Genomic DNA, 14,460 nt, shown 5'->3' on the forward strand with positions numbered 1-14,460 from the left:
AGGAGACAGCGACCATGGGCGAAGCACTTCTCGAAGTCCGGGATCTGAAAACTCATTTCCATACGTTCGGCGGCGTGGTGAAAGCCGTCGACGGCGTCAGCTTCGACGTCCGCCCGGGCGAAGTGGTCGGCCTTGTCGGCGAGTCCGGTGGCGGCAAATCCGTCATCGGCTTTTCCATTCTCGGCCTGATCGATCCCCCCGGTCGTATCGAGGCAGGCAGCATTGTCTTTGCCGGCGAAGACCTGACGCGCAAGAGCGAAGACCAGATGCGCGCGGTGCGCGGCGGCGAGATCGCCATGGTGTTCCAGGACCCCATGACGTCTCTCAATCCGGTCTACACGGTCGGGCGCCAGATGGACGAAATGCTGCGCCTGCATACCGACCTCGACCAGAAGGCACGACGGGCTCGCTGCATCGAGATGCTCGAAGATGTCGGCATCTCGGAGGCCGCCAGCCGCCTCGACGCCTATCCGCACCAGTTCTCGGGCGGCATGCGCCAGCGCGTTGTCATCGCCATCGCGCTCTTGGCCGGCTCCCGCCTGATCATCGCGGACGAACCGACCACGGCCCTCGATGTCACCGTCCAGGCCCAGATCTTGAAGCTGATGCGGCGCCAGATCGTCGATCGCGGATCCGCCATGATCCTCGTGACGCACGATCTCGCGGTTGTCTCCGAGATGGCCGACCGGGTGGTCGTGCTTTATTGCGGCAAGGTCGTCGAGCGGGGGCTGACGAGCGAGATCATCCAGTCCCCTGCCCATCCCTATACGCGCGGGCTCCTCGACAGCATTCCCAAGATCACCGATCGCCGGGAACGCCTCAGCCAGATACCCGGCACCGTGCCGGACATCCGCACGCTCGGCCAAGGATGCAGCTTCAGGGACCGATGCTTCCGGGCCCAGGCCATCTGCTCGGCAGAAACGCCGGCGCTCACCCCCGTGCGCGGCTCGCTCGATGCAGCCTGCCACTTCCCGCTGGAGGAGACGGCGCCATGACGACCCCCGTGCTCGATGTTCGAGGCCTGGTCAAAGCCTTTCCCGTGGGAGGTCTTTTCGATCGGCTACAGTTCGGAAAGGGAAAGCTCCTCGCTCCCCAGAAACAATTGCGGGCGGTGAATGGTGTCGACCTGTCGATTGCACCCGGCGAGGTCATGGCTCTGGTGGGCGAATCCGGCTGCGGCAAGTCGACCGTGGCCAAGACCATTGCCCGGATCTACGAGCCGACATCAGGCGAGATCCGGATCGACGGCGAAGACATTTCCCGTTTGCAGTTTCGGGAAATGCGCCCGATCCGCCGCAAGCTGCAGATGATCTTCCAGGACCCTTATGCCTCTCTCGACCCCCGGCAACGGGTCCGGGACATCGTGATGGAGCCGAGACGCGCTCAGGCCGGTGGTAAGCTCAGCCGACGCGAACTGCATGACGAGGCGATCGCGCTGCTGGCGAAGGTCGGCCTCAATGCCGAACAGGCGGGACGCTACCCGCATCAGTTTTCCGGAGGTCAGCGGCAGCGGATCGGCATCGCACGCGCATTGTCGGTCCGGCCGAAGATCATCATTGCCGACGAACCCGTCTCGGCGCTCGACGTCTCGATCCAGGCACAGATCCTCAATCTGATGATGGACCTGCGCGACGAGTTCGGCCTCTCCTATCTGTTCGTCTCGCACGACCTCTCGGTCGTTCACCACATCGCCGACCGGATCGGGGTTATGTATCTCGGCTTCATGGTGGAGACGGCCAGCCGCGACCAGTTGTTCAGCCAGCCGAAACATCCATACACGCAGGTTCTGCTGTCGGCCGCGCCGACCATCGACAAGTCGTTGGCTAAGCCGAAGATTGAAATCGTCGGCGAAGTGCCAAGCGCACTGCGCCTGCCCTCCGGCTGCTGCTTCAGAACCCGCTGCCCCATGGCCTTCGATCGATGTGCGATCGAGCGTCCTGTGTTGACGCCCCAGCCGGATGGCAGCGCCGTTGCATGCCACCTCCACGATCGGAATGATGCCGAAAGGAAAAGCCAGTGAGTTCGCCCGTCGTCATTGTCCAACCGCGCCTTGCCCTCGAAGATCCGCATGACTGCACCGATGCGAATGACATGCTGGCCGTCTTCGACGCCCTGTTCGACGGGCTTGTGCGCTATGGCAAGGATGGCGGCTATGTACCAGCACTCAGCAGCGCCTGGGATGTCACACCAGACGCGCGACACTGGACGTTCAGGCTGAAGGAAGGCTTGAGCTTTCACGATGGCACCCCCTGCGATGCGGCGGCCGTCTGCCAATCGCTGATACGCATGGCCCGTCCAGACAAGGGCTACACACTCGGGGCGCCCGGGGTCTGGCATCAATATCTCGGAGACGCGGAGATCGAGGCGGTCGGTCCCCTGACCGTCACCATCCGCCTGTCGAAGCCGATCGCCGATCTCCTCGACATCCTGGTCTACGGCTACGTGGTCGCTCCCTCGGCACTGGACAACTACGAGGCGGGAGACACGTCAAAGCCGGTCGGCACGGGCCCCTATCGTCTGGTTTCCTACGAACCCGGCCAAGCCCTTCACCTCGAACGTTTCGATGGCTGGCATGGCGAACGACCAGCCAATGCTGAACTAACCTTCCGCTTGGAGCCAAACCGGGAAGCGCGGCTGGAGATGCTGATCTCCGGCCAGGCGCAGGTGGCAAACAGCCTCGATTTCGAAGCCTCCAAGGCGCTCGAGGAAACGGCTAAGCATACACGCGTCACATCGCTCGTGCCCGTCGCCATCATCTACCTCTTCAATGCCTTCAAGGGACCGCTCACCGACAGCCGCGTTCGCCGCGCACTTAACCTCGCGATCGACCGCCAGGCCCTGATCGATCGGGTGGTGGGAGCAGCAGCAAAGCCACTGACCGGCTTCGTCAGCCCCATTCATTTCGGCAGCCTGCCGTCAGAGGATCTGCGCCCTGATCAGGATCAGGCAAAAAAGCTGCTTGCCGAGGCCGGCTTCAGCGAAGGCCTGACCATCGAGGTCGATTGCCCGACACGCCTTCCGGATGAAGCCGAGGCACTGACGGCCGCTCTTGCGGCGCAGCTTGCCCCAATTGGTGTGACGCTGAACGTTCACCGCCACTCAGACCGCGAAGCCTATGCGCATGGTGTCCGCCTGAAGCAGGTGCGCGACATGTGCGTTTTCGATTCAAGCCCCTTGAGCACCTTCCGCATCCTCGCCGAGAAGATCGATCACAGAGCCCAAGGCTCCTGGTGGCTGGGCTTTCACAATGCCGAGGCCGAAGACTTGCTCGACGCGGGGCGGGCAACTGTTGATCCGAGTGAACGTGCGGCGATCTTCGAGAAGGCCTTCCGCGCGCTGCAAGTGGATCCCCCATGGCTCTATCTCTACAATCCCCTGAGGGTGACAGGCCTGTCGGGGTCCTGGCCGGACTGGCGCATGCGCCACGACTGCGTGCTCGACGTGACGCGGCTCCCTGATTTCCAGTCCGGGAAGAAAGCATCATGAGGCGCGTCGACCTGATCATCAGCGGCGGTACCGTCCTCACCATGGACGGCAGTCGCCGCGTCCTCGACCAGGGTGCTGTCGCCGTTCTTAACGATCGCATCGTCGCGGTCGGGCGCGCGGACGAGATCGCCAGAGAATACCAGGCCGAGCGCCACATCGACGCCCACTGCAAGGTGGTGATTCCCGGCATGATCGACGTGCATGCCCATGCTGGTCACGGCTTGATCAAGACCATGGGCATGGAGCAAGGCAATCACTGGGAAGAGATCTGCAACGCTGCCTATACCGTCGGCTCGACACCGGAATTCTGGTTCGCAGAGGCGCGGCTGGCAGCCCTCGAACGCCTGCGCTTCGGCGTCACCACCGGCGTTTCGCTTCTCGGTGGCGGCGATACCATCATGCGGACGGATGACGTCACCTATGGGAGCGCCCACTGCGAGGGCGTCGCAGCCGTCGGTACGCGCTCGGTCGTCGCCGTTGGACCGACCCGCCCTCCGCATCCGCGAAGCTATGCATCGTGGCACGACGGCAGGGCGTCAGAAAGGCCTGTAACCTTCGAGGAGCAGTTTGCCGTCAGCCGCACGCTGCTTGATACGTGGCACGGGCGCGGACGCTTGAAGATCGCCTTGCTCACCCCCGTCCTGCGTGATGAACATCAGCGCGACATGTCAGCCGCAGACTACGAAGCCGCAGTCGCCCAAACCAAGGCCGTGCGGGCGCTCTCGCGCGAGGCGGGCGTGGTGTTCACCCAAGATGGCCACTGGAAGGGATCGGTATCCCGCGCCGAAAAGCTTGGAATCCTCGGACCGGATGCGCTCCTGTCCCACGCCATCGATATCACGCCCGAAGAAATCCGCATCATCGCCGACACCGGCACCCGCATTGCCCACAATCCGAGCGCGATCGCCTCCATTCTTGGCCGATGCCCGGCGATCGAACTGATCGAGGCCGGTGCTGTGGTGGCTATCGGTTCCGATGCAACTGCGCCGGACCGGTCGGCGGACATGTTCCGACACATGCAGCAGTGCATGCATTATCACCGGACGCATTTTCGCGATCCCTCGGTCCTGCCTCCGGGCAAGGCCGTCGAAATGGTGACGATCGATGCGGCGACAGCCCTTGGGATCGACAGGGAGCTTGGCTCCCTCGAAGTCGGCAAGAAGGCCGATATCGTGGTGGTCGATATGCAGCGCCCGCACCTCGCGCCCTACCAGATGCCGATCTTCCGCCTAGCCTATTTCGCCAATGGCAATGACGTCGACACCGTCGTGATCGACGGGCAGATCCTGCTCGAAGGAGGCCACCCGCTGCGGACGAACCTCGATGAGGTGATTGGAGAAGCCGACAGGCAAGCCCGGCTGCTGATCGAGCGCATGGGCCTCGAGAAGATGATCGGCCAGCCCGAAGGCTTTTTTGGCCATGCACGATATCCGAAACATCAAGGAGACAGCCAATGATGCGGCTGAATGAACAGGCAAGAGGCGTCTACGTCATAGCCCTCACCCCTTTTACGGAGTCGGGTGATCTCGACCTGGACAGCACGGACCGCATGGTCGATTTCTACCTTGAACGCGGCGCGACGGGACTGACCGTGCTGGGGATGATGGGCGAAGCGCAGAAGCTCACCATCGAGGAATCGCAGACCTATGTCCGACGCATCCTTCGCAGGGTCGATGGTCGCGTTCCGGTGGTTGCAGGTGTCTCTGCTGCAGGCTTTGCCCAGATGCAGGCCTTGACGTCGATGGTTATGGATGATGGTGCGGCTGGCGTGATGATCGCTCCCCCCTCGTCCCTGCGCAACGATCAGCAGATCGTCACCTATTACAAGCAGGCGGCGGAGTTCATCGGCGATACGCCTTTCGTGCTGCAGGATTTCCCGCTCGTCACCAGCGTCACAATCCCCGTCTCCGTGATCCAGACGATCATCGACCAGATCCCGACCTGCGTCTGCTTGAAACACGAGGACTGGCCCGGTCTGTCGAAAATTACCGCACTACGGACCGCTTCGGAGACGTCCGGCAAGAGGCGCATATCAATCCTGTGCGGCAATGGCGGCGTCTTCCTGCCGGAAGAGATGGCGCGCGGGGCAGACGGTGCGATGACCGGCTTTGCCTATCCCGAAATGATGCGCGACGTCGTTCACTATAGCGAGCAGGGAAATCCGGAGCGCGCGCAGGACATCTTCGACGCTTACCTTCCCCTCGCCCGCTACGAACAGCAACCGGGCCTCGGCCTCTCCATCCGGAAATACATCATGGCGAAACGCGGCGCGATCGCCACACCGGCCCTGCGCAAACCGGGAGGAGCCCTGTCTCCCGCCGATATCAGCGAGATCGAGCGCCTGATTGCGCGGCAGGACAGAAGATTGAAGGAACTCGGGTAATGAAACTCGGCTTGAAAAACAAGACCGCTCTCGTGCTGGGTGCAAGCCGCGGACTGGGTGCCGCGATCGCCCGAGGGCTCGCGGAAGAAGGGGTGACAGTGCATGCCGCCGCCCGCAACACCTCAGCCATATCGGCTTGGGCTTCCGAGCTCGCACCAACGGCCGGTCCCGTCATCCCGCTCCAGCTCGACCTCTCCGACATCGACAGCGTGAATAAGGCCGTCCAGTCGCTCTTAGCAGATGGGGGCGTCGACATCCTCGTCAACAATTCTGGCGGCCCGCCGCCGGCTGCAGCCATCGATGCGAAAAGAACGGACTGGCTTACTCATTTCGAGACCATGGCCGCCAACATCTTCCATATCACCACCAGTCTCCTGCCCGGCATGCGGGAAAAACGCTGGGGTCGGATCATATCGATCGCTTCCTCCGGCGTGGAGCAGCCGATCGTACGGTTGGCGCTCTCCAACGGCATCCGCTCGGCCCTGATCGGCTGGTCGAAAACACTTGCTGCGGAAGTCGCTGCAGACGGCGTGACCGTGAACGTGATTCTTCCAGGGCGCATTCACACGCAAAGGGTGGACGAACTCGACGCAGCCGCAGCGAGCCGCTCAGCCAAGAGTGTCGAGGAGATCGCGGCCGAATCTGCAGCCGGCATTCCGGCCGGACGCTACGGCCGGCCGGAGGAATTTGCCGCCGTTGCCATCTTCCTGGCCTCCGAGCCAGCTTCCTATGTCACGGGAAGCAAGATCCGCGTGGATGGCGGTGCCATAAGGTCTGTCTGAAGCCGGATTAAGCAAAACGGACGGACATCTTGGATGTCCGTCCGGAACTCCTTAGCCGAGAAGCACGCCATGCCATCCGATATGCAAAGCCGCGTCAGCTGAATGAATCAGGCAGTGAGAAAATCCGCCATCTCGACATTGTAGAAAGTTTTCGTCCGAGGGCCTGTGATGATGGGATCAATGCGGCGGACGCATTCCAGGTAATGCGCGGTCTTGCGGTGGTCATCAAGCGCCTCTGCAGACTTGAATACCTCGTAAATGACAAAGCTGTGGTCATCCTCGGGGCTGCGTAGCACGTCAAAGCGAAGGTTTCCCGGTTCGCGACGGGTGCCTTCATAATTGATCCGGAAAGCATCGAGAAACTCGTCGACATGGCCTTGCTTGACGTGAATTGCGACCATTTGAATGAGCATATCTTTAATCCTGACTTGTTGTTCTGTCTTGAAATTCAGAGGCCGGGTGCCTTCCACATGGCCGTGGTGATGCCTTCATCGACGAGCTGGCGCTGCAAGGCGTAGGCGCGTGCCCATCGGTCGCCCGCGTCATCATAGATGGCCTTGTGCGCTAAGTTTGGTTCGAACTGTTTGTCCCATCGAACCCAGCTTTCCGCAGCCTCGATAAAATCGCGTCTGAGGCCGATGCCGATCGCAGCGGAAGCAGCACATCCAAGGGCGGTTGCCTCCTTCACGACCGGTGTCACGACGGGCAGCCCCGTGGCATCAGACAGGATCTGTGACCAATGGGCAGACTTCGAAGCACCGGCAGCAAAAACGATCCTCTCGGGTGTCTTCCCCGTCAGCCTGAAAATCGCATCGAGATTACGTGCAGCAACGATGGCTGCGTTCTCCTGCAAGGCCCGGAAGATGGCGGCCTTGCCGGATTTTTCCGGATCGATCGACAGGTTCAGCAGAGAAGGCGCAGCGTGATACCAATTGCCGTAATGCATGACGTCGGAGAAAACGGGAATGATCCCGTAAGCGCCGGGTGGAATGGCCGCTGCCTTTTGCTCCAGCAGCGTGTAGGCGTCTCCGTCTGGTCCGGCAGCGGCCATCTCTTCCGCGCCAAAGCTGTCACGGAACCAGCGCATAACGGCGCCTACGAAGAAGCTGATTGCTTCGGCCTGGTTGAGGCCGGTCACCACATGCGGATTGATCCGCAGGTCCATCGACGGATCGGATACATCGAGACCGACATTGACGACTTGCTGCCAGAACGTGCCGCCGAGCACGGCGCAGTCCCCTTCCCGCACAACGCCGATTGCTGCAGCACCGCTCTGGCAGTCGCCACCGCCCATGACGACAGGTGTGCCCTTCTCAAGTCCCGTTTCCAGCGCGGCCTTTTCGGTCACCCGACCGATCATGGTTCCTGGTTCGACGCTCTCTGGAAAGATGTCATCGCGCAGGCCAGCCTTCGCCATCGCGTCTGGCAGCCAGTCGCGAGCCGTCAGACTGTAAAGGCCGGTCGTTCCCGCATTGGAGGGCTCGCTGGCGATGACACCGGAGAGACGGGCCAGAACCCAATCGGACAACATGCTGATGCGGTGAATGCGGCCATAAACCTCCGGCAGGTTTCTCTTGAGCCACAAAAGCCTGGGCAGAGCCCCTAGCGCAAACGTCTGTCCGCTTTTCTCATAGAGCTCTCGCTCCAGTTCAGGGAATTCCCGTTTCAGGTCCCGGACTTCGTTGACAGAGCGGCTATCGACATTGGCGCAGGCCCAGATCTCCCGGCCGCTGCGATCATAGGCGACAATCGCCTCGCGCATGCTGGTCGCGCTGACGGCCCTGACATCACCAGCCTTGATGCCGGCTTCGGCGATTGCCCCGCGAATGGCATGCGAAAGAAGAGACCAGTTCCCCTCCACGTCAAAATCCATGGAGCCGGGAAACCGCGGATCTGCCTTGTGCCACCACTCCTGCTGCGCACTCGCCACCTGGTTTCCGTTCTCGTCGAAAACGACGGCGCGCCCGCTGCCAGTTCCGGCATCGACAGCGAGCAGATAGGAAGTGGTCATGATTTCAGTCCTTCATTTCAAGGAGGCCCGCAGCCGTCGTCTCGTCGGTAATAAGGATCCCGACGAACTTTCCACGCAATGCGGCATGGATGGCTTGTACCTTGTGCGTACCACCTGCCGCGGCCACGACCTTCTCGGCGCGAGACAGCGCCGCCAGTTTAACCCCGATGACCCTGTCATGCAGAGGTAGGTCGAGCGGCTCACCGCGTTCATTGTAGAACTGGCACAGGATATCGCCGACAGCACCCTTCCGGCGCAGAGGCTCCACCTCGTCGGGGCTCACATAGCCGGAGCGCACGACTGTCGAGGCTCCGGAGAGTTCACCAATACCCACCAGCTGGTAGGTCGCGTTGAGTGCCATATCGAGGAGATTGGCAACGGCAGGCTCGGAGGAGAGATTGCGCGCAACATCGGGATCGCGGACGACGAGCGGGGCAGGAACAAGGTGAACGCTGCTTCCCCAGTTGGCCGTGCGCATCCCGTCGACATAGGTACCGACACCCCCGGTCAGGCTGACCAGGCCGATATTGCGCTCGTTTGCCAGGTGTCCGAGACGCTGGATCGTGTTCGAAACCGTTGCCCCCCAGCCGACGGCGAGCAGATCATTCGTCTGAAGCCTTTGCATGAGGAATTGTGCTGCAGCCTGGCCAAGGCGATCACTCGGATCCTGATCGGGAAGCTGCGGAACGACATAGGCTTCCAGCAGTCCGTAACGTTCCTTGATTTGCCGCTCGAGTGTGAGGCACCCCTGATAGCGCGAGTTGATGCGCACCTGAATAATGCCGGACCGCCGTCCGCTTTCCAGGAGGCGGGACACCTTGATCCGCGACATGTTGAGCTTGTCGCCGATCTCATTCTGCGTCAGGCCGTCATTATAATAGTACCATGCGATCCGCGTGAGGATTTCCTCATCTGCATCCGCATAACTCCATTCACCATTTTCCGATGCCATGCGCCCGGGCTCCCTCGGCGTTCTCTGATCATTTGAATATCAAATAAACATTTGATCCGTCAACGTCGAGTTTGGCAGAAAAAATTCTCCCGCACCTAATCATTTGATTTCCACTAAATATTCATCATTTGCAGCGCAACATTGTGACATTAGGAGCTGTCCCGCTCTCGCGAACATGTTGACGAACCCAAACCGTTATGATCATTTGATTGCCAGAAAATACATATGAACAGGTGCAGCATGACAGGTAGCCAGACGACCGGGAGGGTCGCGAAGCTCACCGAAATCTGGAAATCCTACGGCGCAATCCCCGTGCTGAAAGGCGTTTCGCTCGACTTGCAAGCCGGAGAGGTTCACGCCCTCCTCGGCGGCAATGGTGCAGGCAAATCCACGCTTATGAAGATCATGTCGGGCGTGATCGCGGCCAATTCGGGCTCGATCGAGATCGATGGGCAAGCACTAACACATGCGTCGCCCGCTCAGGCCCAGGCACTCGGTCTCTATCTCGTGCCGCAGGAAGCCCATATTCTGCCCAACCAGACTGTTCTGGAGAACATCTGCCTTGGCCTGCGGTCCTCGCCACAGGCCCTTCGCCCCCGTGTCGAGCAACTCATCGCCGAGCTCTCCGTAACGCTTGATCTCGATGGACAGGCTGCAGCCCTGGAGATTGCAGAACGACAGATTGTCGAGATCTTGCGTGGCCTTGTTCGTGACGCACGCGTCCTCATTCTTGATGAACCCACATCGGCACTGACCCCATTCGAAACCAGCGCATTGTTTGACCGCGTTCGAAAACTGCAGGCGCAGGGGGTCGGAATTTTCTTCATCTCCCACAAGCTGCGCGAGATCCGGGAAATCTGCGGGACGATCAGCGTCTTGCGGGATGGTCTTATCGTGCTTTCAGGGTCTCTCGACAGTTATACCGATGCAGCCATCGTCGAAGCGATGAGTCGGGTCCAGATCGGCGCGACACCTTCGAGGATTCGAGAGCAACGCGTCGCAGACAACACTGATGCGCCTCGCCTTTCCGTGTCCGGATTGAGTGGTGAAGGATTTCAGGACATCAGTCTTCAGGTCCGCAGTGGCGAGATCCTGGGGCTTGCCGGCGTCGTTGGCGCGGGACGAACAGAGCTCGCCGAAACCCTGTTCGGCCTGAGACATCAGTCGGCAGGAAAAGTCACACTTGATGGACAGGAGCTCAGGAAGAGGTCTCCACGCCTCTGCATCGATCGCGGGCTTGTCTATTTGCCGGAGGATCGCCAGCAGCATGGGCTCTTCCTCGAAGCCCCTCTCTTCTGGAACGTCTCCTCTTATCTCGTGCACCGCCTGCCCTTCTTCCTGCGGCCAGGCTCAGAGAAAAAGAGCTTCGAGACGTTTCGTCAGTCCATGGGCATCAAATGCAGCGGCGCCGGCCAGGAGGCGCGCGGCCTGTCGGGCGGCAATCAACAGAAGGTCCTGATGGCGAAATGCCTTGCAGCACGACCGAAGGTGCTGATCCTCGACGAACCGACACGTGGCGTCGACGTTTCGGCGCGCAACGACATCTACAATCTCATCGAAAAACTCGCTCTCGAAGGCGTGGCGATCATCCTCATCTCCTCCGACTTCGACGAAATCGAGCAATTGGCCGACCGGGTCGAAGTCATGGCCTTCGGACGGCAAGGGGGCGAACTGAAGGACGACATCTCGGTCGATGCGATTGCGCGGCTTGCCTTCGGCGCTTCGGAGGCCCGTCATGCTTGACCTTTTTGCCAAGAACCGCGTCGCAACCCTCATTCTCGTTCTTGCCCTCGCCTATGCCGCCATCGGCGCTGCGGCACCGGGCTACCTGTCTGGCGCCACGCTTTCCTCTGTCCTTTCGAGCAGCCTTGTCCTGATGCTGATCTCGCTCGGCACGATGATCGTCATCCTGACACGCAATATCGACGTCTCGAGTGGTTCGGTCCTTGGATTGAGCGCAGCTGTTCTCGGTCTCTCGTTGAATGCCGGCATGAGCCTGCCGCTGGCAATCGCTGCATGCCTTCTGACAGGCGCCCTTGCCGGCGCATTCAACGGTCTGATGGTGGCCTATCTCGGCATCCCCTCCATCGTGGCGACACTTGGAACGCTTGGCCTCTATCGTGGCATCATGCTGGTCATGACGGGCGGCCGTTGGATCGAAGACCTCCCGCAAGGCCTGAAGGCACTGGCCGCCAATCTCGGCTTTGGCTTTTCCTCACTTACGGTCGTCGTCCTCGCGCTCGTTGTTCTGACCTGGCTTGGCCTTCGCAAGACACGGTTCGGTCGTTTCTTCTATGCTGTCGGCGACAACAAGGCGGCCGCTCACCACTTGGGCGTCCCCGTGCGCCGTGTCCAGTTTGCAGCCTTCGTTGCGACAGGCATCTGCTCGGCTCTCGCCGGCCTCGTCTTTGCAGCCCAGATTGGATTTATCCCGAACCAGGCCGGCAACGGGATCGAGTTGAAGGCTATTGCCGTCAACGTACTCGGCGGCGTCAGCCTCCTTGGTGGCACAGGCTCGGTCGCTGGCGTCTTTGCCGCGGTGATCTTCATCACCTCGATCGACAGTGCTCTCGTATTCTTGAAAATTCCCGCCTACTGGAACGACTTCATCGCCGGCGCACTGCTCTTGAGCGTGTTGCTGCTTGATGGCCGGATCCGGCAGCTCATTGATCGGCGCATCCGTGCCCGCCGCTATGCGGTCCATGAACGCTCGCCATCTCCCGAACAGAAAATAGCACGCACAGCGGAGGCTGCCCGATGAAGAATCTCTTCTTCCGCTGGGAGACCGCTCTCCTTGCCATGCTCGTTGTCGAACTCGCGGTCTTCGGGCTGATAAATCCCAGGTTCCTGAATGTCGCCAACCTCGTATACGGCGCATCCGACTTCATCCAGATCGGGATGGTTGCCCTGCCGCTCACCCTTGTCATCATAGCCGGAGGCATTGACGTTTCCTTCGCTTCGGTGATCGGCCTGGCTGCCATCATCTTCGGCGTTGCTACATTCTACGGCGTCCCTTTACCGCTGGCGATCGCTTTGGCACTCGCGACGGGCGGCCTGTGTGGCCTGTTCAACGCGACACTCATTCACCTGTCGAAGATCCAGCCCCTTGTTGTCACACTGGGAAGCCTTTACCTCTTCCAGGGCACGGCCACGGTCGCATCCGGCCTTGTCGGCGCTGGTGGATACGAGGGAATTGGCAACTTCCCTGAGGCTTTCAATGCCTTCGGATATGCCGAGTTTCTCGGACTGCCTGCGTCGCTTGCACTGTTCCTCGCGCTCGCATTTGTCCTTGTTGTCCTGCTGCATTTCACCCGTTTCGGTCGCACCGTCTTCCTTGCGGGTCAGTCCGAGGACGCAGCACGCTTCGCCGGTATTCCCGTCATGCGCGTTCAGACAATCACTTATGTGATCACAGGCTTTTCAGCCGCAATTGCCGGTCTCGTGATGTCAGCCTATTTCGGCTCGGCCCGCGTCGATCTAGGTTCCGCGACGCTGCTTCCGGCGGTCACTGCAGCCGTACTCGGTGGCGCATCGATCTATGGCGGCCAGGGCTCAATCCTCGGCACGCTCCTTGCGACATTCGTCATCGGCTATCTGCAGCAGGGTCTGCAGGCAGCCGGGGTCCCCAGCCAGATTTCCAGCGCGCTTTCGGGAGGGTTGCTGGTTGTCGCGGTCGCAATGCGTCATGGGAGCGCAATGCTGGCCGATTTCATCGCCGTTGCCCGGCAACAGAAAAAGCCCACGGCAACGGTTACTTCAGGAGGAGAAAGTAAATGATTAAGACCATGTTGAAATCAGGCGCTCTGGCGAGCGTTCTTGCAGCCGGAACCATGCTGGGCGCAGGCTCGGCCAGTGCCGAAAACCAGATTGCCTTCATCCCCAAGCTGGTCGGTGTCGGCTTCTTCACCTCGGGTGGCGCAGGTGCCGTCAAAGCCGGCGAAGAGCTCGGCGCCAAGGTGACCTATGACGGACCGACCGAGCCGAGTGTTTCGGGCCAGGTGCAGTTCATCAACAACTACGTCAACCAGGGCTACAATGCCCTGATCGTGTCATCGGTTTCGCCTGACGGCCTGTGCCCTGCCCTGAAGCGCGCCATGGAACGCGATGTTCTGGTCATGACCTGGGACAGTGACGTCAATCCGGATTGCCGCAGCTACTACATCAACCAGGGAACACCGGAGCAGCTCGGTAGCCTGCTGGTCGAGATGGCAGCAGAAGGCGTGACGAAGGAAAAGGCAAAGGTCGCCTTCTTCTACTCGAGCCCGACCGTCACTGACCAGAATGCCTGGGCGGAAGCGGCAAAGCAGAAGATCGCCAAGGAGCACCCGGGTTGGGAGATCGTCACCACACAATACGGTTACAATGATGCGCAGAAGTCCCTGCAGACAGCCGAAAGCATTCTGCAGACCTATCCCGACCTCGATGCGATCATCGCTCCCGATGCCAACGCGCTTCCCGCTGCGGCGCAGGCCGCCGAAAACCTCAAGCGCGCCGAAGGTGTAACGATTGTCGGCTTCTCCACGCCGAACGTGATGCGCCCCTATATCGAGCGCGGCACGATCCAGCGCTTCGGCCTCTGGGACGTCACGCAGCAGGGCAAGATCTCCGTTTACGTCGCCGATCACGTCCTGAAGAACGGACCGATGAAGGTTGGCGACAAGCTGGAAATCCCTGGCGTCGGCACCGTCGAAGTCTCGGCAAACAGCGTCCAGGGTTACGACTACGAGGCGGAGGGCAATGGCATCATCCTGCTTCCGGAGCGGACCGTCTTTACCAAGGACAACATCGGCAACTTCGACTTCTAACAAACTGACAAACTCACGGCGGGCGGCTTCGGCTGCCCGCC

The 14,460-nt window shown here is 60.7% G+C and carries 13 protein-coding genes; 10 read left to right on the forward strand and 3 right to left on the reverse strand.

Annotated elements, in window-relative coordinates; all coding sequences use genetic code 11:
- The first annotated feature begins 14 nt into the window (after positions 1 to 14).
- From ACQKP1_RS18145 to ACQKP1_RS18170, 6 genes are read left to right on the forward strand one after another with little or no spacing between them, the layout of a single operon-like run.
- Positions 15 to 995 carry an ABC transporter ATP-binding protein gene (locus tag ACQKP1_RS18145; protein ID WP_427276329.1) on the forward strand — a complete coding sequence of 327 codons (981 nt, stop codon included), beginning with the start codon at positions 15 to 17 and terminating at the stop codon, positions 993 to 995.
- A complete protein-coding gene (locus ACQKP1_RS18150; RefSeq protein ID WP_427276330.1) occupies positions 992 to 2,020 on the forward strand; it encodes an ABC transporter ATP-binding protein in 1,029 nt (342 codons plus the stop codon). The genes ACQKP1_RS18145 and ACQKP1_RS18150 overlap by 4 nt, the downstream gene beginning before the upstream one ends.
- Positions 2,017 to 3,486 (forward strand): ABC transporter substrate-binding protein, encoded by a 1,470-nt coding sequence (locus tag ACQKP1_RS18155; protein ID WP_427276331.1) that lies wholly within the window; start codon positions 2,017 to 2,019, stop codon positions 3,484 to 3,486. Before ACQKP1_RS18150 ends, ACQKP1_RS18155 begins: the two co-directional genes overlap by 4 nt.
- A complete protein-coding gene (locus tag ACQKP1_RS18160; RefSeq protein ID WP_427276332.1) occupies positions 3,483 to 4,943 on the forward strand; it encodes an amidohydrolase family protein in 1,461 nt (486 codons plus the stop codon). The genes ACQKP1_RS18155 and ACQKP1_RS18160 overlap by 4 nt, the downstream gene beginning before the upstream one ends.
- Complete coding sequence (locus ACQKP1_RS18165; RefSeq protein ID WP_427276333.1) at positions 4,940 to 5,869, forward strand: dihydrodipicolinate synthase family protein; 930 nt, start codon at positions 4,940 to 4,942, stop codon at positions 5,867 to 5,869. The genes ACQKP1_RS18160 and ACQKP1_RS18165 overlap by 4 nt, the downstream gene beginning before the upstream one ends.
- Entirely contained in the window at positions 5,869 to 6,651 is a 783-nt protein-coding gene (locus ACQKP1_RS18170) for an SDR family oxidoreductase (protein ID WP_427276334.1), read from the forward strand. Before ACQKP1_RS18165 ends, ACQKP1_RS18170 begins: the two co-directional genes overlap by 1 nt.
- 107 nt (positions 6,652 to 6,758) lie before the next feature.
- On the opposite strand, the gene ACQKP1_RS18175 is transcribed toward ACQKP1_RS18170, so the two are convergent.
- Genes ACQKP1_RS18175 through ACQKP1_RS18185 form a run of 3 tightly spaced genes read right to left on the reverse strand, consistent with a single transcriptional unit; the run spans position 6,759 to position 9,614 of the window.
- Entirely contained in the window at positions 6,759 to 7,064 is a 306-nt protein-coding gene (locus ACQKP1_RS18175) for an antibiotic biosynthesis monooxygenase (RefSeq protein WP_427276335.1), read from the reverse strand.
- Positions 7,065 to 7,099: 35 nt separating this feature from the next.
- Complete coding sequence (lsrK, locus tag ACQKP1_RS18180) at positions 7,100 to 8,662, reverse strand: autoinducer-2 kinase (protein ID WP_427276336.1); 1,563 nt, start codon at positions 8,660 to 8,662, stop codon at positions 7,100 to 7,102.
- Positions 8,663 to 8,666: 4 nt separating this feature from the next.
- Entirely contained in the window at positions 8,667 to 9,614 is a 948-nt protein-coding gene (locus ACQKP1_RS18185; protein WP_427276337.1) for a sugar-binding transcriptional regulator, read from the reverse strand.
- A 240-nt stretch (positions 9,615 to 9,854) separates the two neighbouring features.
- Between ACQKP1_RS18185 and lsrA the strand changes: the two genes are divergently transcribed.
- The 4 genes from lsrA to lsrB are packed head-to-tail and all read left to right on the forward strand — an operon-like array spanning position 9,855 to position 14,419.
- Complete coding sequence (gene lsrA, locus ACQKP1_RS18190; RefSeq protein ID WP_427276481.1) at positions 9,855 to 11,357, forward strand: autoinducer 2 ABC transporter ATP-binding protein LsrA; 1,503 nt, start codon at positions 9,855 to 9,857, stop codon at positions 11,355 to 11,357.
- Complete coding sequence (lsrC, locus tag ACQKP1_RS18195; protein ID WP_427276338.1) at positions 11,350 to 12,375, forward strand: autoinducer 2 ABC transporter permease LsrC; 1,026 nt, start codon at positions 11,350 to 11,352, stop codon at positions 12,373 to 12,375. Before lsrA ends, lsrC begins: the two co-directional genes overlap by 8 nt.
- Entirely contained in the window at positions 12,372 to 13,391 is a 1,020-nt protein-coding gene (locus tag ACQKP1_RS18200; RefSeq protein WP_427276339.1) for an ABC transporter permease subunit, read from the forward strand. The genes lsrC and ACQKP1_RS18200 overlap by 4 nt, the downstream gene beginning before the upstream one ends.
- Positions 13,388 to 14,419 carry an autoinducer 2 ABC transporter substrate-binding protein LsrB gene (gene lsrB / locus ACQKP1_RS18205; RefSeq protein WP_006727859.1) on the forward strand — a complete coding sequence of 344 codons (1,032 nt, stop codon included), beginning with the start codon at positions 13,388 to 13,390 and terminating at the stop codon, positions 14,417 to 14,419. The genes ACQKP1_RS18200 and lsrB overlap by 4 nt, the downstream gene beginning before the upstream one ends.
- Positions 14,420 to 14,460: the final 41 nt, after the last annotated feature.

Source organism: Allorhizobium sp. NPDC080224 (genome assembly GCF_050281005.1).
Lineage (GTDB): Bacteria > Pseudomonadota > Alphaproteobacteria > Rhizobiales > Rhizobiaceae > Allorhizobium.